This is a genomic window from Methanococcoides sp. NM1 (assembly GCF_900774285.1).
Lineage (GTDB): Archaea > Halobacteriota > Methanosarcinia > Methanosarcinales > Methanosarcinaceae > Methanococcoides > Methanococcoides vulcani.
Genome location: NZ_CAAGTW010000001.1, coordinates 33,885 through 52,759, shown reverse-complemented (window position 1 = coordinate 52,759; position 18,875 = coordinate 33,885). Strand labels below are relative to the sequence as shown.

Genomic DNA, 18,875 nt, shown 5'->3' with positions numbered 1-18,875 from the left:
CTTAATGCCTTCTTTTTTTCATTTCTTCAGAGATATCCTCAAGGCTTACACCTGTTGCGGCCAGCATGACAAGAAGATGGAACAAAAGGTCAGAAGTCTCGTAAATGATCTCTTTTTTGTCATTATCCTTGACAGCAAGAATGGTCTCTGCGGCCTCTTCACCCACTTTTTCAAGGACCTTATTGATCCCTTTCCTGTGTTCAAGAAGAGAACAAACATATGATCCCTCCACAGGATTGTTCTTGCGATCCATTATCACATCAAATACTTCGTTCAGAACAGACATATCTGCATCAGCCATTGGGAAAACTCCATTATAAACATTTTAAAACGGACTGTATGGTCCGGGTTACTTAGCTATAGCATTCCATCGTTAAAAAGTGTTTCAATGAAAGCTTAATAAAAATCAGAAACAATGAATATTTGATTAAAAACAGATAGTTGCCCTTCATCCAAAAAAAAGAGTTATCTATAGGGCCGATAGTATACTTACAATCGAGTAGAGAATAGTGTGTGAATAATATGGACAAAGAGATAATTAAAAAAATCTTTGAAAAACATCTTGAACATGACCTTTTTTTTGATAAAAAAATACTCAATGTAGCTGATAACTCTTCGCAGAAGTCATTCAATACCATCCCTAACAAAACAATAAGGATAATTCATCAAAAAAAAAGGATCAATCCTTCAAAAATTGGAAAAACGCTTGGAATCGGGAAAAGTACTGTCACTGCAACTATCGATTCTCTTGAAAATGAAGGAATGGTTGTCAGAAAAACCGACCCAAATGATAGAAGGAAACAATGGATCTCACTTACTCAAAAAGGTGAGGTATACCATGAGGAGCTTATCGAAAAAATAACTGAAAACGTAGCTAAAGTCTCAGAAAAACATGGAATGGAGTTAAAAGACCTGGAAGATTACTATAACCATCTATCAAAGATGGTTGAAATACTAGGCAAATATATCAAATAATTTCTGTATTTTACACACTATATCCTGCTTACTGTTTTTCTTTTTATTGATATCGATCATAGGGATCTGATAATCATATTTGAAAGTCTTCACCAATTCGTTATCTTTTTAGATAACTAAAGTTATCCAAAAGCGAACATTAATATAATAGTTCATATATGAACTGTTTGTCGGTGAGCTGCAGCAACATACCATCTAGAAAAATAACATCGACATACCAAATTTGACAATATCTCAGGTGAAGATATGAATAACAAAAATATGATTCATAATGGCTTTATTATGCTATCTTTGTTCCTTCTATTCATAGCAGCCACAATTGCCCCGGCATCTGCTGAATACACAGAAGTGAACAGTATCACAAGAACACTTCCAGACAACATTCCAACAAATAATGAAATTTCAGTAGTTTTGGAAATAGATAGCCAAATTCCTTTTGTTGCTGGTATCGTCGAAACGATTCCTGAAGGTTTTACATTTCCAGATAATAAAGAGGATATTTCAACATCATGCGAATTTAAACTGGACAGAGAAAACAGAAAGATATCATTTTGTTCGATCAACGTTACCAGCATAACTTATAAGGTAATCGCATCTTCAGAAAGTGGAGCTCACACTTTTTCTGGAAATTGGGTAGACCTTCTTGTCCAAAGCACAGAACTTGATGAAGGAACTGAAAGATGGGAAAAAGTGGTTGGAGATAAAACAATAATTCGAGAAGCAAAAAAGACCTCGAGCACTAGTTCCAGTACCAGCCCAAGTTTCAGCAGCAATGAAAAATACGAGAATATTGCAAAAAAGAATGTTGCACAACAATATCTCAGCATAAATAACAAAGCAGAATATACATTCAATGATGAAGCAAACCCTATAACTGAGATCTCATTCATGCCTTTAAAAAATGGCGGGACCATCAGTACAACTATCGAAGTATTAAAAGATGTTTCAGGACTAGTAGAAATCTCACCCCATGGGACTGTTTACAAGAACATGAACATATGGATAAGTAACGACTGGGCATCTGAGAGTACAATATCTGAAACTAAGATTGCTTTTTGTGTTGATAAAGAATGGCTCAATGAATATGGTATCGACAGTTCAAGCATCAAATTGATGAGATACACTTCAAAATGGACCGAACTTCCAACAACAATTACTGGTGAAGATGAAAACAGAGTATATTTCGTAGCAGAAACACCTGGTTTTTCCCCATTTGCAATAACATCGATCAGTGAAAAATCAATAGATTTAGAGCAAACCGAAACAAAATCTACTATTGAAGAACCAAATATTGAAAGTGATTTGGTCGAAGAAGAAACTGTTGAGCCACAGGAAGAACTTCCCGCAAAAACCCCCGGTTTCACTGCATTCCTTGGATGTGCGATGATGGCAGTTGGATTTATGATTACGAAGAAAATGAGCATCAGGAGATGAGAAAATGTTCAGAAATAAAATACTAATGAAAGTTTTGTTAGCACTTCTTGTAATATCAACAACTTTTGTACTGTTCACATCTCCGGTAGCAGCTTATGACAATGAATTGCCATGTGACACAAATAAAGATGCCACCCTTACAAAAGAAGAGCTGTCAACGGCCATTTGTGAGTACATGCTTGGTAATGAAACGAACAGTCTTGATGACGTGGGAGATGCATCTTACATCTACTCGTTCTGGAACGGTGAACCACTTACAATCAACGACCATTATAATGACAGAGAAGTAAAACTTTACAGACCAGTAGAGAGGGTTGCACTTGCGTCAACACCATCTGTAAGGATAGTAGCTTCATTAAATGCAGCAGACAAAATTGTTGGTGTTTACCAGAACATCATTGATGACAATGGTCTTATTGTGACAAAAGCATATCCAGAAATTCGAAACCAGCCCGCGATCGGAGGAGGAAGCAGCCCTAATGCAGAAGCAATACTCGCTGTAGAACCTGACGTGGTATTCTATTCGGCATCAAGCAACGCCGCAGTTCTAGAGGGGAATACCGGAATACCTGTTGTAGCTCTTAGTGCCACATTCGGACTTGAATTTGGCGAAACTAACGGTGCCTACAATGTATGGCAACTTGCCGGACAGATCCTTGGAAAAGAGGAACGTGCTCAACACCTAAGTGAATATTCACAAGACAAGATCGAAACAATATCAGATATTTCATCAACATTGCCTGTAGAGAATGTAAAGAATGCATACATTGCAACAGGAGGCAATAACGACATCATAAAATGTGCTCCCACATATTACTCACTTGACATTGCAGGCGGTAATAACCTTGCCGAAGGCCTCCCTTCTTCATGGGGCTCTGCAACTGTTACGAAAGAACAGATAGTCCTATGGAATCCTGATGTGATTTTTATCAGATATTACACAATAGGCCAGACCTTAACAAAGGACACTGTAAATAATGACCCTGCACTTGCGGGAATCAACGCTGTCCAAAACTCAAGTGTGTACTACATAAGAGGTTCCTCCAATGGAATGGACCCGGCAATCGCAATAGCTGATGCAAACCGCATGGCTAAACAAATGTACCCCGACCTCTTTGTAGATCTGGATGTAGAAGCAGAAGGAAATAGCATATATAATGAATTCTACAATGAGGATGGACTGTACACGCAGATGCTTGAAGACTTCGGCGTGTTCGAAAGATGGGACTAAAAAAATTGACCACATTGTGTGCTGCTTCTAAAATCAGCACACACTATTTATTTTTAATTAAAACCGTCATAGATGAGCATTTAAATGAAACCAAAATCATTAATCAGCAGCGATAGCATCAAAAAAGATTACAATGATCTTATAGGAAGAAAGATCCTTTTCATAATAGCCTTATCTATATCCATCATTGCAATAATAGGCATATCATCAACGATTGGAGTAATAGGACTTTCAGTTAAAGAAGTATATCTGACCATACTAAATGTTTTTTTCCCGGATACTTTTGTGGTATCAGATGTCGCTGCAAGAGTTGTCTGTTATATAAGACTTCCCAGAATATGCATGGGAATACTTGCAGGTATAGGATTAGGGATATCTGGTGCAGTAATGCAGGGAATACTTCGTAATCCACTTGCTTCCCCTTATACACTGGGAATATCATCAGGTGCAGGATTTGGTGCTGCAGTCGCCATTGTACTTGGAGCCGGATTCGCAGGTGGAGAATATCTAATAATTGGAAATGCATTCATTGGTGCATTGATATGTTCTATTGTAATACTACTTCTTTCAAGCAAACAAGGTACGACCACAGAAACCATGCTTCTCGCAGGAATTGCCTTAATGTATCTGTTTTCAGCCAGCACCGCATTGCTTCAATATTTTGCAGATGACGAAGCTTCAAAGGAAGTTACATTCTGGTTAATAGGCAGTCTTTCCTATGCAACATGGAATCAAATAATAGCAATTGCACTCATTATTGTGATAACATTTCCCATATTATTATGGAAATCAAATGATTTGAACCTTATAGCTGCAGGGGATGATACTGCGAAGAGCCTTGGAATAAATGTAAAAAATACCCGACTTATATTAATGATACTTGCATCACTTATTACTGCAAGTATAGTGTGTTTTACAGGAACGATCGGATTCATAGGTTTGGTTGCCCCCCACATGACACGAATGATAATTGGCGGTGATAACAGATTCGTATTCCCGGCATCCGCACTTTTGGGAGGTTTACTTCTCTGCGTTGCAGATATCTTTGCGATAACACTTGCAGAACCCACAATCCTACCAATAGGAATTATGACATCCTATATGGGCGTTCCATTATTTTTGTATCTGATATTAAGAAGAAGAAAATCTTACTGGTAAGACTCCTTATGGGCTCAGGGTGTGTCAAAAATGAAACTTATAATAAATGAACTACAGTTCAACTACTCAAGTGAACCCTTACTTGAAAACGTTAATCTTGAATTAAAACCGGGAGAACTAGTTAGTATCATTGGTCCAAACGGAGCTGGGAAATCCACTTTAATAAAGTGCATCAATAGAATACTTGAACCTGAAGGAAGCATTAAGATCGGGGAAAAAGACACAAAAAAAATGAGTAGAAACGAGATAGCAAAACATATGAGTTATGTCCCACAATCGCCAGAAAATAAGTTCCCAACAACTGTCCTTGATACTGTACTTATGGGAAGAAGACCTCATTCCTCCTGGAGATTTAGTGAAAATGACATTAACAAAGCCCTTAATTCTCTGGAACTAATGGGAATTTCTGATTTTGCATTAAAAGACTATAATGAACTTAGCGGTGGCCAACAACAAAGAGTAATAATAGCAAGGGCTATTGCACAAGAATCAAATATTGTTCTACTTGATGAACCTACCAGCAACCTGGACATCAAGCATCAATTAAGTTTGATGGAGCTATTAAAAGAACTCGTGCAAAACAAGGGAATTTCAGTGATAATGGCTATCCATGATCTGAACATCAGCGCAAGATATTCTGACAGATTGATATTAATGGAAAAAGGGAAGATTGTTGCTGCAGGAGAACCTGCCGACGTACTTACGGAAGAGAACATCGAAGAAGTATACGGGGTGAAGATCAGTGTAAGAGAAGAAAACGGATTATTGCACATCATCCCATTAAGATCCCTTTAAAAAGGATTTCAATTACCCGATGCTTATTTATAGCTAGCTCTTCAAAAACAAATATTGTAACAGTAACCATATGCTGTAGGTATCGAACGCTGAATACTGAATATTCTGGAGATAATAAGGAGGAATGAAATTGATAGCAGAAAACATGCAGGTCAAAGATGTTATGACAAGGGGAGTAGTAACGGTACCAATGGAATCAAATGCTGTTGAGATAGCCAGAACAATGGCAGATAACAATGTCTCTGCTATAGTGGCAATCGAAGACAACGGTGAGACCTTTGGCGTCATATCTGATGTGGATATCCTACGCAAGATGAAGGACAAGAACTGGGAGATCGCTTCCGTTGAAGACATTATGTCCGATTCAGTAGAAACTATCAGCCCATCCTCTACCGTTCATGATGCTGCAGACCTGATGGTGAGCAAAAAAGTACACCGCCTGATCGTCATGTCTGAAGAAACAGTAGGCGCTTCCTACCGACCGATAGGGATACTCAGCGCAAGAGATATAATAAAACAGCTGTTCCAGAAATAACGGAACAGCTTTCTTTTTTAAAAAAATAATGATGTGAATGATCAGAAGTAATGTGACGTTGGCTTGTAATCCTACAAAATATGACGGAATCTTTGTTGGTTTATAATCCAACGCCTTGACTCACTAATCAATATTCAGATATATCTGTTTTGGTCACTGCATAAAAAAAAAAAGAGAACTGAGAGACGTATCTCAGATCTTTCTTGGATCAGTTATCTCACCTGTAAGTGCAGATGCTGCAGCTGTTGCAGGTGAACTGAGATATACGAATGATTCCGGACTGCCTTCTCTTCCCTTGAAGTTACGGTTGGAGGTGGCCAGACCGACCTCACCATCGCCGAGCAGACCAAAAGACCCGCCCATGCATGGTCCACAGCATGGGGACTCTACGATCGCACCGGCTTCCATGAACTGTTCCACGTATCCTGCACGCAGTACCTTCATGTACTCGGTCCTTGATGCAGGGATAATAAGCATACGTACACCTTTTGCAACTGGCTCATCGCCCATCATCTCAGCTACGATCTTGAGGTCTTCAAAACGACCATTGGTACAGGAACCAACAAAGATCTGGTCGAGCCTGGAACCTTCAACTTCAGTTACCGGCTTCACATTGTCAACATTGTGAGGACATGCGACCTGTGGCTCAAGGTCAGATACATCATAATCATGGAACTCTGCATATTCTGCCTCATCATCGGATTTCCAGTATGGGTCCAGCTTGTAATCAGGGATGCGCTCCTGAAGATATGCCTCTGTTGTCTTGTCCGGTTCGATGATGCCTGCTTTACCACCCATTTCAATTGCCATGTTGGAAACGGTCATACGTTCTGAGATAGAAAGGCCCTCGATAGTGGAACCTGCATATTCAGCTGCCATATACCTGGCACCCTCTGCACCAACATCACCGATCAGATGCAGGATGAGATCCTTGGAATAGACATGTTTTGGCAATTTCCCATTAACTTCGAACCTGATGGTGTCAGGAACCTTGAACCAGAGCTTTCCTGATGCGAAAACTGCTGCCATATCGGTTGATCCGACACCGGTAGAGAAAGCACCAAGGGAGCCATACGCACATGTATGTGAGTCAGATCCCACGATAAGATCACCGGGTTTTACATGTCCCATTTCAGGCATGACCTGATGGCAGACACCTTCATAAACGTCATAGTTCAGTATGTCCTGCTCCTTTGCAAATTTCCTGAGCATAATGTGGTTTGCAGATGCGTAGAGGGAATCTGCAGGAACCTGATGGTCAAAAACGATCACGATCTTGCTTGGGTCCCACACCTTTTTCTCGTCCTTGTCACGCATGATATCGTAGAAACCCTCTACTGCAAGCGGTCCTGTGATATCGTGGGTCATTGCACGATCAATGTTCGCAAGTACAAACTCTCCTGCTTTCACCGTTTTTCCTGAAGCTTTGGAGAAGATCTTCTCTGAGATCGTCATTGGATGATCATTACTATTGGCCATGGTAATCACTGCAATTAAGGTATATCTTATAAATAAAACAATCGATGAACAGGATCACTTATATAATTTCAGTGAAAAGACGGAACTCCCATTATTATCGTGAATAACAAATACAAGATCCCCGACTGCAAGGTTCTTATTGAAAATATCGAACGGATCAGGAGAGGTTTGTATCTCCCCAAATTTCTCATAGAGAAGTATCGTATCTTTTATTTCTGTGACATACCTGTTAACCAGGTCCCTCGCAAGCAGAATGGAATCCTCATAAGAGATCTCATCTCCCAAACCCTCACACTCCGAGGTATTCAACTCCCCATCGTCGATATAAAAAGGATATGTCCTGCAAAGCATCGACCTGTTAGCATAGATATTGCAGCGCTTCTGTCCGCCACCTCCGCCACCTCCGCCCGCTTCATCCCCATAATCCCCTTCATCCTCCTCATCCCCTTCATCCTCTCCAATAAAGAAGCAATCCCCACACTCCTTCCTTTTAAGCATCCAGCCAAACGTGTTCAGCCGTCCTTCCGAGTCGACCTCGAACTCCTGAAGATGTTCAAGGACAGAAGAGGAAGAATACATATCCATGCCATCCGGAAGCATTGGAATAGCAGCATCTTCCGGACATATCGAACAACTTTTAAGCATTTCCTTGTCCGCAGATGTAAGAAAAACACGGTTGTCCCCACCGGACCTTTTGCAACAGCTTCCACACATCCGGCATGAGAAACCGATCTCACGTATCTGTGATGCAATATCTTCAATTATAATAGAGCCGGCAGCTTCAAGTTCTTCCTGAAGGCCTTTGATCAAAGACTGCCGGTAATTAGAGAACATGACATGTTATTAGTAATCAGAAGACTTATTCTACTGTTTCGTCAACACCTATAGCGTTGAGGAACTTCTTAACAACTGCTTCGTTAACAAGCCTCAGAAGGGTTTGACGGTCCTTTATATCGTTGAACACTCCAAGCGGGATCTGGGCTCCTGCAGCATTTGAATGTCCACCTGCGGCTTCCTCCCCGAATGCCTTTCTGAGCACTTCGCCAAGGTTGACCCTGATGTCATTGCTTCTGCCCGAAAGGAAGATCCGGTCTTCGGAAACCCCGAAAACGATGGATGTTGAAACACCTTCAAGATTAAGCAGATAATCAGCTGCCTGTGGAAGTGTATCACGGTCACGAACGATACCAACATTGGTCAGAAGATAACTGCCTATCACCTGCCTGTTCATAATGGCTTCACCAAGGATATCAAGTGTCTCAAGAGACATGGATGGCCTTTCAAGCTGGTCCAGGATCTCATGGTCAGCCAGAGGATAAAGGAATGCTGCTGCAGAGAGGTCTGCAGAGTCCGTATTTCTCCTGAAGTCCAGGGTATCGGTCCTGATACCATAAAGCAGCGCCGTTGCAAGATCGCTTCCGATCTCGATGTTAAGCTCCTGAAGGTACTTGGTAAGTATTGTGGCAGATGCTCCCACGTTCGGGCGAATATCTACAAAATCAGCATCTATCTCGACCTCCCCCAGAGGGTGATGGTCAAGAACGATACCCAGGCGCGTTCCCGAAGAAAGCATGTTATTAGCACCAGGCACAGCGCAATCCACCATTGCAATGTCGTCGAATTCAGAGATGTCGTGCTCTTCCATCCTGTTAAGGTCAATACCCAGGAGGTTTACGAATGCTTTGTTCTCCTGATGCCCGATCTCACCGTGGTACAGGATAGATGACCTCACATCAAATGAATCCGCGATCTTTTGCAGTGCAAGAGCACTGGCAATTGCATCCGGATCGGGATTATCATGAACTACAATCGCAAGATCTTTGCCGGAAATGCCTTTGAACCACTGGGATAATTTGTTTCCACGACGCAGGGATTCTGCGCGCCCGAGGGACCTTGCGACCGATCTTGCCACAAGCCTTGAAGGTATTACAACAAGATCCGCACCAAGTCCGTCCATTTCCTGCAGACTTATGACATCAGATGCCCTTGCAACACAGTACGTATCATCCAATCCCAGATTGGATATATTCTCAAGTGCCTTTTTGTTGGCCTCATTATCAGAACTCAGAACCAGTATTCCGGAAAGTTCCTTTGGATTTATGTGCTGGAATATATCCGGATCTGAAATATCACCTGTGAACGCCTCATATGCCTCTTCACGCAGTGTTTCTACCTTTTGTGCATCCCTGTCAACGATTATCAGGTCTTTATCGAGCTCACGAAGCTCCTTTGCAACAGCAAAACCGATACTTCCACTTCCAAGTATCAGATAGGTCGGATTCAACCATTTCTTGACCGGGGCATCCATTTCTTTTAAAGCGGGTATTGTTATACCTCCTCGTTAAGCTATAATTCTGTATTCAGTATTAAGGTTCTTTCGGTGAGATAATGTACAGGAATTAAAGCTCATCCGGGACAAAGGTCGAACCCGCCCCGAATTCCATCCGGCAACAGTAACATTATTGATACATCTAAATACAATGCAAACTAAGGAATAATAGAGGAATATGAGGTCGATAACATCTTCGCGAATGCGGGCAATCGATGCTAACTGTGAATATCTTGGGCTCAAAGGACTGCAACTGATGGAAAATGCAGGAGCTGCCATTGCACGTGAGGTAAAGGAACGTATCGGTAGCGGAAAGGTCATATTCATTGCAGGCAGGGGGAACAACGGAGGCGATGCGTTCGTTGCTGCGAGACATCTGGCATCCGATCCGAATGTAACAGTATATGTCGCACTTGTGGGTAATGCAACCCGCATAAGGACAGATGATGCAAGACATAACTTCAATATACTCAAACACTGCAATATCGAAGGAATAACTGAGATCACTGACGCATCACAGCTTAAGAAGAAAGGATGGATCGACGATGCAGACATTATCGTAGATGCACTGCTTGGAACCGGGATCAGTGGTAAACTGAGAGAACCTGAATCCACCGTGATCGATATGATCAACGATTCAGATAAGCCGGTAATCGCTGTTGATGTACCATCAGGATTTGAACCCGACGGCGGAGATATTGACAAAGCAGTGATAGCAGATATTACTCTCACTTTTCATGAAATGAAGACAGGACTTACAACGTCCCTTGCCAGAGAATATACTTCAGAGGTTAAAGTTGTCAACATAGGAGTGTGTACCGATGCAGAAAGATATGTAGGCTCCGGTGACCTGAAAGTCCTTCAAAAACGCCGTGAAGATAGCCACAAAGGCAACTCCGGCAGGATACTTATCATTGGAGGAGGCCCTTATTCCGGTGCACCGGCACTTGCAGCCATGGCAGCGTTGCGAACAGGTGCTGATATTGTTACCGTCGCGGCTCCTGCAAGTGTTGCAGGGACTATTGCATCATATTCCCCTAATATAATAGTAAGACCACTTTCATCAGATGTCCTTTGTGAAGAGGATGTGGGAACGATCGCTGAACTGATAACATCACATGATGTAGTGGTCATTGGAATGGGGCTTGGAAGAGCAGAACGAACAAAAACAGCGATCTCAAAGATAATACCTTTCTGTAAGAAAGTGGTTGTAGATGCCGATGCCCTCTACGGAATAGAACTGCCTGTCCCCGAAGATACAACAATGATCATCACCCCGCATGCAGGGGAATTCAGATCACTTGGAGGTCACGGGGCAGATGACGTACAGGCATTTTCCAGAGAGAACGGTCTGACCGTACTTCTTAAGGGGAAGGAAGACACCATCAGCAACGGAGAAAGGGTTGCCATCAACAGTACCGGTAATGCGGGAATGACGGTAGGTGGCACTGGCGACGTGCTCGCAGGTATTTCAGGAGCGCTCTTTGCGAGAAGTTCTCCAATCGAAGCAGCATGCTGTGCGGCTTTTATCAATGGTGCAGCAGGTGATGTTGCATTTGAAGATAAAGGATATGGATTGCTTGCAACTGATATTATAGACAGGATCACAGACGTCATGAAATAAAGGGAGTGGTAAAATGGATAAAAGTAGAAATATAACAGTAGATATTGAAAGGAACAGGGTACGCATAGTTGTCAGCCATGGGGAAGACGAAGAGATCGTGAAGCTTTCAATCGCCGAGGCACAGGAGCTACTCACAAAGGTGGGAGATGCTATCGAGGACTACGAACAGAGAAAACAGGTGCGTATCGACTAAGTGGAGAGAATTATCAGATGCAGGAATTTAGTCATATAAAAGATGACCGTGCATACATGGTCGACATCAGCAACAAGGACATTGTGAGCAGGTATGCAACGGCTTCCGGAAAGATCGGTCTTACGGGACCGACCATAGAAAGTATCAGAAGTGGAACCGTTAAAAAGGGAAATGTCCTTGCAACTGCAAGGACCGCTGCAATATTCGCGGTCAAGAGAGTGCCTGAAATGATACCCATGTGCCACCAGATACCCATCACCTCAGTAGATGTGGAATTTGAGGTTGGGGATACAGATTTGACAGCCAATGTTGAGGTCAGGTCTGTGGGAAAGACAGGAGTTGAAATGGAAGCCCTTACAGGAGTTTCCGTGGCCCTTCTTACTATATGGGATATGGTCAAATCCGCTGAAAAGGACGATACAGGCAATTATCCGTCTACTGCTATCAAAGACATACATGTTGTAAAGAAAGTCAAGGAACAACTGACAAACCAATGACTTTTAATGGTTCAATGTAATAAAGGGGAATTATTGTTAATAACACTTGATCACTATTAATAAAATGATACTAGAGAGGTACATTCTTTGAAAATCATAGCAGGACCTGCATCACAGTTGCTCGCATCACGGGTTGCAAGAGAACTAAATATGGAACCGTCACTTTGCGAGTTCAATCGTTTCCCCGATGGAGAGGGTTACACAAGAGTACTTGAAGACATAGTCGATGATGTCACGATTATCCAGAGCACACCCACTGATTCTGACCTTATTTCACTATTGCAGTTGATAGATGCATGCGAGGATGCACCCACTATCACCGTGGTCATACCCTACATGGGCTATGCCAGACAGGACAGGATCTTCAAATCCGGAGAGGCCATCAGTGCACGTGCCATTGCCCGCACCATCAAAGCGGACAGGGTCATCACCGTCAATATTCACGAGAAGAGCGTACTTGAACATTTCAGTGCTGACTCTTTCGATCTTGATGCATCCCACCTTCTGGGCAACTACATCAGGTCACTTAATCTGGAAAACCCCTTGATAGTTTCCCCTGATGCCGGTGCTATTGCACTTGCAGAAAGTGCCTCCGAAGATGTTGGTATCGAGTATGACTATCTTGAGAAGACAAGGCTTTCCGGAGATACGGTCACCATCAAGACAAAGAACATCGATGTCACCGGCAGAGATGTTATACTGATAGATGATATGATCGCAACTGGTGGGACCATGGCAGAGTCCATCAAACTATTACGCAGCCAGGGTGCAAAGGACGTGTACATCGCATGCGTACACCCGGTGCTCACCAAGAACGGTGTCCTGAGACTTTACAATGCAGGCGTACATGAGCTCATTGCGACCGACACGCTGGAAAAAGCACAAAGTCACATCAGTGTTGCACCTCTTATTGCAGATTTCCTGAAGAAATTATAACAAGATAACAGACCCGGAGTGGTTTTACATGGTGTTACCCGAAATATGCCCATTGGACAACGAATTGCAATGCAAGGGAAAGAGCTGCCACCTATTCCATGTGGATTGGAGGACAGGCGAAGAGAACTGTACCATCGGGTACCGTTCAACTCACAAACAAGGCAACAGGTCAGACGTCGTGTCCGACAATTATGCCGAAGAAACCCGCATGCGCCTTGGATATAAACCGGAACCAGTTCCGGAAAGGGCATATGAAAGGGAACCTGTACAGCCAGTTGCCAGAGTTGAAAGGGAAAAAACGGCCCCTATCAAGCCTGTGATAGAGGAAGAAGTTGTGATGGAAACCGAACATACAACGGTGATCCACTCACATGAAGCTGTTGTGGCAGAACAGGCAAATGAAGATATAACTGAGACTTCTGAAAAGGAAGATAATGCAGCAAAAAGCAAGCTTGACAAAATGATGAAGTTTGATGACCTTCCTGAAGATTATGAGAAGGAGTTCTGGAACTAAACTTCCGGATGACTTCAACTCATCCCACATATAGAAGAAGTGAGTATTTTAGAAGTTCTTCGGCTTTTTTTACATTATTACTTTTTTTAAGACAAACGCCCATATTATATAATAAGAAAACATCTTTTAAGGCAGATGCAAAACGAATTGGTCAGTGATATCTACGAGGCACTTCTCGGGATGATCGGGCATCTGCAATGGTGGCCTGCTGATACGCCTTTTGAGGTAGTGGTCGGTACAATACTGACACAGCAGACAAAATGGACAAATGTTGAGAAGGCCATAGGTGCTCTCAAAAGGTCCGATCTGATAGAGCCTGAACAACTGGCAAATGCAGATGTAGAGCATATTGAAGAGCTTGTCAGATGCTGCGGTTTCTACCGCCAGAAAGCAAAACGCCTGAAAGACATTGCACAGTTCTTTGCTACAAAAGGAATAGATAACATATTCCAGTTACCTACAGAGGAACTGAGAGAACTTATGCTTTCCCTGAACGGAGTGGGAAACGAAACTGCAGATAGTATTGTTCTCTATGCTGCGGATAAGCCAAAATTTGTTATCGATGCCTACACCACCCGTATCATGAAATGCATAGGAATTGAAGGCAATTATATGCAACTTCAAAATCTGTTCGAGACAGAACTTCCATCAGATGTACCACTATACAAAGAATACCATGCTTTGATAGTAGAATATGCCAAGAACTACTGTGGAAAGGAACAATGCGATGATTGTGTTCTCCTGCATAGCTTCAAAGACAAAGAGGTAAAGAATGGATAAAAGAACCTATCTCCGGATATATGAAAATGTAAATGATCCGGAAAACATCGATGATCTGGCGATGCAGTTCAATGAGCCTGCAGGAGTTATTGCTGCAATACTTAACCAAAAAATAGTCTCGAAGGTCAAGAGGAAGATGCATAGCCTCCAGAGCAAGAGCAAGAACTATCTCTACTTGTGGAACAAGGGCATAAGCATAATTGTACTGGCAAATGACAACGAAGTTCCGGCTACTCTCATGGCTTCAGTGATCATCAAGGAGCTTGGCTACTCTAAAAAATATATCCTGAAACACCTCGATTCGCTGGAAGATAAGCGCCTGGCAAGAGAAATAAGCGAAGCGATCAATGTGGATCATTTCTTTTCCCCTGAAGCACATAAGGCCCAGTCCATTCGGGGTAAAATGGGAGAAGACATTATTGAAAAATGGCTTAACTACAAGGAACTTGGTTACAGCACCGAAGAAGACCTGAGGGAAATGGGAATGCAAAAGACCCCGGATTTCCTGCTGGATGAGCCGATCTACATTAATGATGTGGAGATCCTCTGGATAGAGAGCAAGGCAATGTTCGGGGATGAAAGGGAGCATGCACATTATCTCAAAAAACAGTTCCAGTACTACGAAAGGGATTATGGCACAGGAATGGTGATATACTGGTATGGCCACCTTGATAGTATCACAATGGATGGGAATATCATACGTGACCACAGTTTTTACAGGGGTTCCACCCCTGAAATCAATATGGACATTGAAGAACTATTAAATTCGAGCATTTAAGCTCATATTATTTTTCGAAAACTCACTTTTTCTTCAGAGGGGCCATGATGCTCATTGTGTGAACATGGTAGATCTCTTCATCTTCATAAGCCACAGCTCCTTCTGTAATTGAACCATGAGTACCCATCACCTCAAGCATGCTACCTACCTCATCAAGGAAAGGTTCGCGCATATTGCTCATTTCAAAGATATCGATCAGAGCGCTTATAGAGTTCTTTTGTGGTGTAGCTGTAATGCGGGTCATTATAGTAAACTTCGTTTAGGTACTATTAATATCTGCCGAAATAGGAAATTTAGGCTCTCTTAACAAAAACATCCTTTTCAAAGCATCATACCTGCTATATGTATCAGGAAACCTGCCAGCAGTGCCAGACAAATAGTGAACATGGAGATAACAGCAGTATCTTTCCAGCCAAGTTCATGTTTTAGTATTGCAATGGTTGCAACACATGGGATATAGATCGTTGTTATGACCGCAAAGGAGTACATCTGTAGCGGGGTCAGCACCTGGACAAAGTTTGCAGTACCGGCAAGCACCGCCAGTATTTGCAAAGCCATTTCCTTTCGGAGTATACCAAAGATAAGAGCAGTTGCTGCAAATGCAGGCAATCCAAATAAGCCTACGGATAATGGCTCGACCGCATTCTGGAACATATCCAGGACACCTAGTGAATCAAGCAACCCAAGCAAGGCACTTCCTGCCACCAGCAAAGGGAATGCTACGTAAACGAACTCACGCACACGCAACCAGGTCTTCTGCAAAGTAGCCCTCGGGTCAGGCCTGCGCAATGGTGCCATCTCCATTATCAGACCGGTCTTTTCACCTGAAAGCCCTTTACCAAGGACCCAGCCAGTGCCGAATATGATCACAAGTTCAAGTACATATATTGAAATTGCTGCCCAGTAACCCACAAAAGTTCCCACAAGTCCCAGAATGATCACAGTTCTTGCAGAGCATGGTGTCAGCGCTATCAGCACCGATGCGATCCTTCTTTCACGCATGGTATTGAGAGCCCGGGTGGACATGATCGCAGGCACATTGCATCCCAGGCCAAGGACCAATGGAATGATCGCCCTGCCGTGAAGACCCACTTTGTGGGTCCAGTTATCCAGAAGGAAGGACGCTCTCGTCAGGTACCCCGAATCCTCGAACAATGAGAGGATGATATAGAACACCGCAATATATGGGATCGCTATAGCAAACCCGGCTTCAATTCCCAGAAGAGAATATATAAAGACATTCCTGAAGATCGGAGATGAATCTACCAGCATCTCCTCCACAGGGAAGATAAGGTAGGTTTCAAACAGAGAGACTATTCCCTCTTCAAGGAAACCACCTAGTGTAAATACAACAAAGAATGTAAGTAAAAGAGCAATGATAAGACCGGTTATTCCCACATACTCAGAGGTCAGCAGGGAATCGATCTTTTCCTTGAACGTTATCTTGTACTCGAACTGGGTCCTAACCCGGTCAACAATGTACCCTGCTTCTCCATACAGATCGCGTGCAATGGTATCCGATATATGCATCCCGTGAGCCTTTTCGATATCTTCGGTGATGGATCCGGAAGTCGCAAGCAAAAGGTCAGCATCATGAGGACGGCAGCTCAATTTAACGAACTCTTCATCCCTTTCAAGTGCCCTGACCTTGATGCCATGACCGATCTCCGGGAAATCTGCATCCAGCCTTTCGATGGCACGAAGAATATGATTGTCATAATGTACCCTGCGTCTTTTCTCAGTTGAAATATCCTCGTCAAGAGCTGAAAGAACAACATCATCAAGTCCAAGGCCTTTGGTAGCAACTGTTGGAATTACAGGCACACCCAGATAATCTGAAAGCTTCTCAACATCTATCTCGATACCCATCTCTTTTGCAGAATCCATCTGGTTTAAGGCTACCACCATTGGGATATCCAGTTCCAGAAGCTGCAATGTAAGGTAGAGATTCCTTTCAAGTCGGGTGGCATCCACAACATTGATGATAACGTCCGGATATTCCCTCAAAAGATACCTTTTTGAGACCTTCTCATCTTCCGTGGAAGCTCCCAGGGAGTATATTCCCGGCAGGTCCACGACATCCACTTTCTTAGAACCTGCATTGATACTGCCATGTGTCAGTTCCACTGTGGTTCCCGGGTAGTTTGCAATGACCACGCCAATACCTGTAAGGCGTGAAAAAAATGCACTTTTGCCCACACTCGGGTTGCCCACAAAGGCCATCGTCATATCATATTTGGAAGAAATCGCCCTTTCAGTAACAACGTCGGAACCAGAATTAATTTCTACCACTTCCACGCGGATATCTCTTTCTTGCACCCAGACGTACAAAGATCTTCCTGGCGATCTCATTTCCAAGAGCTATCTCTGTTCCGCGTGTCAGGATAGAAGTTGAACCTTGCTTCTGCTTACGCTTGACATCCACACTTTCTCCGGCTATCAGGCCAAGGCAGGTCAGACGTTCTTTGGAAGAATCAGGCAAGGTCATCATGACCACTGTTCCACTGTCCCCTTCCTTGAGATCGGACAATGCAACATAGTTCTCTTTGAAAAGACAGCATTCGTCCTCATCAACGGGGTTGCAGTCAATGTTATTACTTCCCATGAACCTGCACATGCTTTCCACAACAATGTCCGATACCGCATGTTCAAGACCACATGCTTCGTTGTGTGAGACCTCGGGGTCTATCTCCAGGACATCCGAGAGGAACTTTTCGATCACATGATGCTTGCGCTTTAACTTTTTTGCCTGCAACAGACCGACATTGGTCAGCCGGACACCATGATATGGCTGGTGATCAACAACTCCTTCCTCTGTGAGTTTTTGCACCATTTCGGAAACTGCAGCCTGCGATACGCCAAGCTCATCAGCTATATCTTTATTCTTAACAGAAAGTTCGCCGTTATTACTAAGTGAGAGTATCGTTTCAAGATATTCTTCAATGCGATCTGCAGTCATTTTCGTTCACACTATAATGTAATGAGTGGCTATAACCCATGATTTAGATATATAAATTTTGGTTCTGCATACCGAAAATCATTCGAATTTCATAACCATCTCAGATAACAAAGACCATTGCAACAACGACCGTGGTCCAGAAGCCATTTTCGTCCCCCTGGACACACTGGCAATAGTGTGTCGTATCAAATATGTAACCACTTGCCTTATAGACCTGCTCGCGCTCTTCCCAGGCAGAGTCAGCATCGAACTCGACCCCCAGTGTCGTAGCGAGCATGGTTGCTGCCAAGTCCTCAGCATAGATCCCTGCGGTCCTCTCATCCTCCCCGAAAGAATGATGCTCGGAAATGTAACCGTAATCCTTGCTGTTGACAGGAACAGCATTCCCGATGGCTGCTGCAATCTGACGTAGGGGTTCATCCGTCTGGTTCTTTGCCATGACACAATAAACGATCTGACCAAGCTTGAGATCACCAAGACCCTCTTCCTGAGAAACCACATCACAATTAGGAGGAAGTATGCTAGAAACCGTCACAAGATTGAACTTCTCGATCCCACCGTCCCTTAATGCAAGCTCAAATGAAGCCAGCTTGTCCTTATGGACACCGGTACCTTTTACCACAAATGCTTTTTTCGGGATCATAGAGAAGCCTATTAA

General features: G+C 43.1%; 21 protein-coding genes. 13 read left to right on the top strand and 8 right to left on the bottom strand.

What is annotated here, in order from left to right; translation table 11 throughout:
* Position 1: 1 nt before the first annotated feature.
* On the bottom strand, positions 2–301 hold the full coding sequence (hisE, locus tag E7X56_RS00285) for a phosphoribosyl-ATP diphosphatase (RefSeq protein WP_135603714.1): 300 nt from the start codon (positions 299–301) through the stop codon (positions 2–4).
* A 221-nt stretch (positions 302–522) separates the two neighbouring features.
* On the opposite strand from hisE, the gene E7X56_RS00280 reads away from it, so the two are divergent.
* From E7X56_RS00280 to E7X56_RS00255, 6 genes are all read left to right on the top strand, one after another.
* On the top strand, positions 523–975 hold the full coding sequence (locus tag E7X56_RS00280; protein WP_091690845.1) for a MarR family winged helix-turn-helix transcriptional regulator: 453 nt from the start codon (positions 523–525) through the stop codon (positions 973–975).
* A gap of 246 nt (positions 976–1,221) precedes the next feature.
* The gene (locus E7X56_RS00275; protein WP_091690847.1) at positions 1,222–2,409 is read left to right on the top strand and encodes a PGF-pre-PGF domain-containing protein; all 1,188 of its coding nucleotides are present in this window, start codon (positions 1,222–1,224) and stop codon (positions 2,407–2,409) included.
* A gap of 4 nt (positions 2,410–2,413) precedes the next feature.
* On the top strand, positions 2,414–3,640 hold the full coding sequence (locus E7X56_RS00270) for an ABC transporter substrate-binding protein (protein ID WP_135603712.1): 1,227 nt from the start codon (positions 2,414–2,416) through the stop codon (positions 3,638–3,640).
* An 84-nt stretch (positions 3,641–3,724) separates the two neighbouring features.
* Positions 3,725–4,798, top strand: a complete 1,074-nt coding sequence (locus E7X56_RS00265; RefSeq protein WP_091690850.1) for an iron ABC transporter permease — start codon at positions 3,725–3,727, stop codon at positions 4,796–4,798.
* 30 nt (positions 4,799–4,828) lie between these two features.
* Positions 4,829–5,593, top strand: a complete 765-nt coding sequence (locus E7X56_RS00260; RefSeq protein WP_091690851.1) for an ABC transporter ATP-binding protein — start codon at positions 4,829–4,831, stop codon at positions 5,591–5,593.
* 130 nt (positions 5,594–5,723) lie between these two features.
* Positions 5,724–6,128 (top strand): cyclic nucleotide-binding/CBS domain-containing protein, encoded by a 405-nt coding sequence (locus E7X56_RS00255; protein ID WP_244603342.1) that lies wholly within the window; start codon positions 5,724–5,726, stop codon positions 6,126–6,128.
* Positions 6,129–6,320: 192 nt separating this feature from the next.
* Here E7X56_RS00255 and E7X56_RS00250 read toward each other — a convergent pair whose 3' ends face one another.
* Genes E7X56_RS00250 through E7X56_RS00240 form a run of 3 tightly spaced genes read right to left on the bottom strand, consistent with a single transcriptional unit; the run spans position 6,321 to position 9,915 of the window.
* Entirely contained in the window at positions 6,321–7,607 is a 1,287-nt protein-coding gene (locus E7X56_RS00250) for a 3-isopropylmalate dehydratase large subunit (protein WP_210409213.1), read from the bottom strand.
* 54 nt (positions 7,608–7,661) lie between these two features.
* Entirely contained in the window at positions 7,662–8,441 is a 780-nt protein-coding gene (locus E7X56_RS00245; protein WP_135603710.1) for a YkgJ family cysteine cluster protein, read from the bottom strand.
* A 25-nt stretch (positions 8,442–8,466) separates the two neighbouring features.
* A complete protein-coding gene (locus tag E7X56_RS00240) occupies positions 8,467–9,915 on the bottom strand; it encodes a DHH family phosphoesterase (protein ID WP_135603708.1) in 1,449 nt (482 codons plus the stop codon).
* A 199-nt stretch (positions 9,916–10,114) separates the two neighbouring features.
* On the opposite strand from E7X56_RS00240, the gene E7X56_RS00235 reads away from it, so the two are divergent.
* The 7 genes from E7X56_RS00235 to E7X56_RS00205 all read left to right on the top strand — a co-directional run bounded on the left by E7X56_RS00235 (position 10,115) and on the right by E7X56_RS00205 (position 15,258).
* On the top strand, positions 10,115–11,560 hold the full coding sequence (locus E7X56_RS00235) for an NAD(P)H-hydrate dehydratase (RefSeq protein WP_135603706.1): 1,446 nt from the start codon (positions 10,115–10,117) through the stop codon (positions 11,558–11,560).
* Between the two features lie 13 nt (positions 11,561–11,573).
* Positions 11,574–11,753, top strand: coding sequence for a hypothetical protein (locus tag E7X56_RS00230; RefSeq protein WP_091689239.1), 180 nt, complete (start codon positions 11,574–11,576; stop codon positions 11,751–11,753).
* 17 nt (positions 11,754–11,770) lie between these two features.
* Positions 11,771–12,250, top strand: coding sequence for a cyclic pyranopterin monophosphate synthase MoaC (moaC, locus tag E7X56_RS00225; RefSeq protein ID WP_135603704.1), 480 nt, complete (start codon positions 11,771–11,773; stop codon positions 12,248–12,250).
* 87 nt (positions 12,251–12,337) lie between these two features.
* Complete coding sequence (locus E7X56_RS00220; protein WP_135603702.1) at positions 12,338–13,186, top strand: ribose-phosphate diphosphokinase; 849 nt, start codon at positions 12,338–12,340, stop codon at positions 13,184–13,186.
* Positions 13,187–13,214: 28 nt separating this feature from the next.
* The gene (locus tag E7X56_RS00215) at positions 13,215–13,700 is read left to right on the top strand and encodes a hypothetical protein (RefSeq protein WP_135603700.1); all 486 of its coding nucleotides are present in this window, start codon (positions 13,215–13,217) and stop codon (positions 13,698–13,700) included.
* A gap of 135 nt (positions 13,701–13,835) precedes the next feature.
* On the top strand, positions 13,836–14,480 hold the full coding sequence (locus E7X56_RS00210) for an endonuclease III domain-containing protein (RefSeq protein ID WP_135603698.1): 645 nt from the start codon (positions 13,836–13,838) through the stop codon (positions 14,478–14,480).
* Positions 14,473–15,258 carry a C15orf41 family protein gene (locus E7X56_RS00205; protein ID WP_135603696.1) on the top strand — a complete coding sequence of 262 codons (786 nt, stop codon included), beginning with the start codon at positions 14,473–14,475 and terminating at the stop codon, positions 15,256–15,258. Before E7X56_RS00210 ends, E7X56_RS00205 begins: the two co-directional genes overlap by 8 nt.
* A gap of 22 nt (positions 15,259–15,280) precedes the next feature.
* Here E7X56_RS00205 and E7X56_RS00200 read toward each other — a convergent pair whose 3' ends face one another.
* The 4 genes from E7X56_RS00200 to E7X56_RS00185 all read right to left on the bottom strand — a co-directional run bounded on the left by E7X56_RS00200 (position 15,281) and on the right by E7X56_RS00185 (position 18,860).
* Entirely contained in the window at positions 15,281–15,502 is a 222-nt protein-coding gene (locus tag E7X56_RS00200) for a hypothetical protein (RefSeq protein ID WP_135603694.1), read from the bottom strand.
* A 77-nt stretch (positions 15,503–15,579) separates the two neighbouring features.
* A complete protein-coding gene (gene feoB / locus E7X56_RS00195) occupies positions 15,580–17,577 on the bottom strand; it encodes a ferrous iron transport protein B (RefSeq protein WP_371413320.1) in 1,998 nt (665 codons plus the stop codon).
* Positions 17,537–18,217 carry a metal-dependent transcriptional regulator gene (locus E7X56_RS00190; protein WP_135603692.1) on the bottom strand — a complete coding sequence of 227 codons (681 nt, stop codon included), beginning with the start codon at positions 18,215–18,217 and terminating at the stop codon, positions 17,537–17,539. Before E7X56_RS00190 ends, feoB begins: the two co-directional genes overlap by 41 nt.
* Before the next feature lie 100 nt (positions 18,218–18,317).
* Positions 18,318–18,860 carry a pyruvoyl-dependent arginine decarboxylase gene (locus tag E7X56_RS00185; protein WP_135603690.1) on the bottom strand — a complete coding sequence of 181 codons (543 nt, stop codon included), beginning with the start codon at positions 18,858–18,860 and terminating at the stop codon, positions 18,318–18,320.
* Between the last annotated feature and the right edge of the window lie 15 nt (positions 18,861–18,875).

What these genes read in the sequence shown, in the direction of transcription:
- E7X56_RS00245 (WP_135603710.1), bottom strand. Translation starts at nt 8,441, where the DNA reads ATGTTCTCTAATTACCGGCAGTCTTTGATCAAAGGCCTTCAGGAAGAA.
- E7X56_RS00210 (WP_135603698.1), top strand. Translation starts at nt 13,836, where the DNA reads ATGCAAAACGAATTGGTCAGTGATATCTACGAGGCACTTCTCGGGATG.
- E7X56_RS00265 (WP_091690850.1), top strand. Translation starts at nt 3,725, where the DNA reads ATGAAACCAAAATCATTAATCAGCAGCGATAGCATCAAAAAAGATTAC.
- E7X56_RS00235 (WP_135603706.1), top strand. Translation starts at nt 10,115, where the DNA reads ATGAGGTCGATAACATCTTCGCGAATGCGGGCAATCGATGCTAACTGT.
- E7X56_RS00230 (WP_091689239.1), top strand. Translation starts at nt 11,574, where the DNA reads ATGGATAAAAGTAGAAATATAACAGTAGATATTGAAAGGAACAGGGTA.
- E7X56_RS00200 (WP_135603694.1), bottom strand. Translation starts at nt 15,502, where the DNA reads ATGACCCGCATTACAGCTACACCACAAAAGAACTCTATAAGCGCTCTG.
- E7X56_RS00250 (WP_210409213.1), bottom strand. Translation starts at nt 7,607, where the DNA reads ATGGCCAATAGTAATGATCATCCAATGACGATCTCAGAGAAGATCTTC.
- E7X56_RS00280 (WP_091690845.1), top strand. Translation starts at nt 523, where the DNA reads ATGGACAAAGAGATAATTAAAAAAATCTTTGAAAAACATCTTGAACAT.
- E7X56_RS00260 (WP_091690851.1), top strand. Translation starts at nt 4,829, where the DNA reads ATGAAACTTATAATAAATGAACTACAGTTCAACTACTCAAGTGAACCC.
- E7X56_RS00240 (WP_135603708.1), bottom strand. Translation starts at nt 9,915, where the DNA reads ATGGATGCCCCGGTCAAGAAATGGTTGAATCCGACCTATCTGATACTT.
- E7X56_RS00185 (WP_135603690.1), bottom strand. Translation starts at nt 18,860, where the DNA reads ATGATCCCGAAAAAAGCATTTGTGGTAAAAGGTACCGGTGTCCATAAG.
- E7X56_RS00275 (WP_091690847.1), top strand. Translation starts at nt 1,222, where the DNA reads ATGAATAACAAAAATATGATTCATAATGGCTTTATTATGCTATCTTTG.
- E7X56_RS00205 (WP_135603696.1), top strand. Translation starts at nt 14,473, where the DNA reads ATGGATAAAAGAACCTATCTCCGGATATATGAAAATGTAAATGATCCG.
- E7X56_RS00215 (WP_135603700.1), top strand. Translation starts at nt 13,215, where the DNA reads ATGGTGTTACCCGAAATATGCCCATTGGACAACGAATTGCAATGCAAG.
- hisE (WP_135603714.1), bottom strand. Translation starts at nt 301, where the DNA reads ATGGCTGATGCAGATATGTCTGTTCTGAACGAAGTATTTGATGTGATA.
- E7X56_RS00270 (WP_135603712.1), top strand. Translation starts at nt 2,414, where the DNA reads ATGTTCAGAAATAAAATACTAATGAAAGTTTTGTTAGCACTTCTTGTA.
- E7X56_RS00190 (WP_135603692.1), bottom strand. Translation starts at nt 18,217, where the DNA reads ATGACTGCAGATCGCATTGAAGAATATCTTGAAACGATACTCTCACTT.
- moaC (WP_135603704.1), top strand. Translation starts at nt 11,771, where the DNA reads ATGCAGGAATTTAGTCATATAAAAGATGACCGTGCATACATGGTCGAC.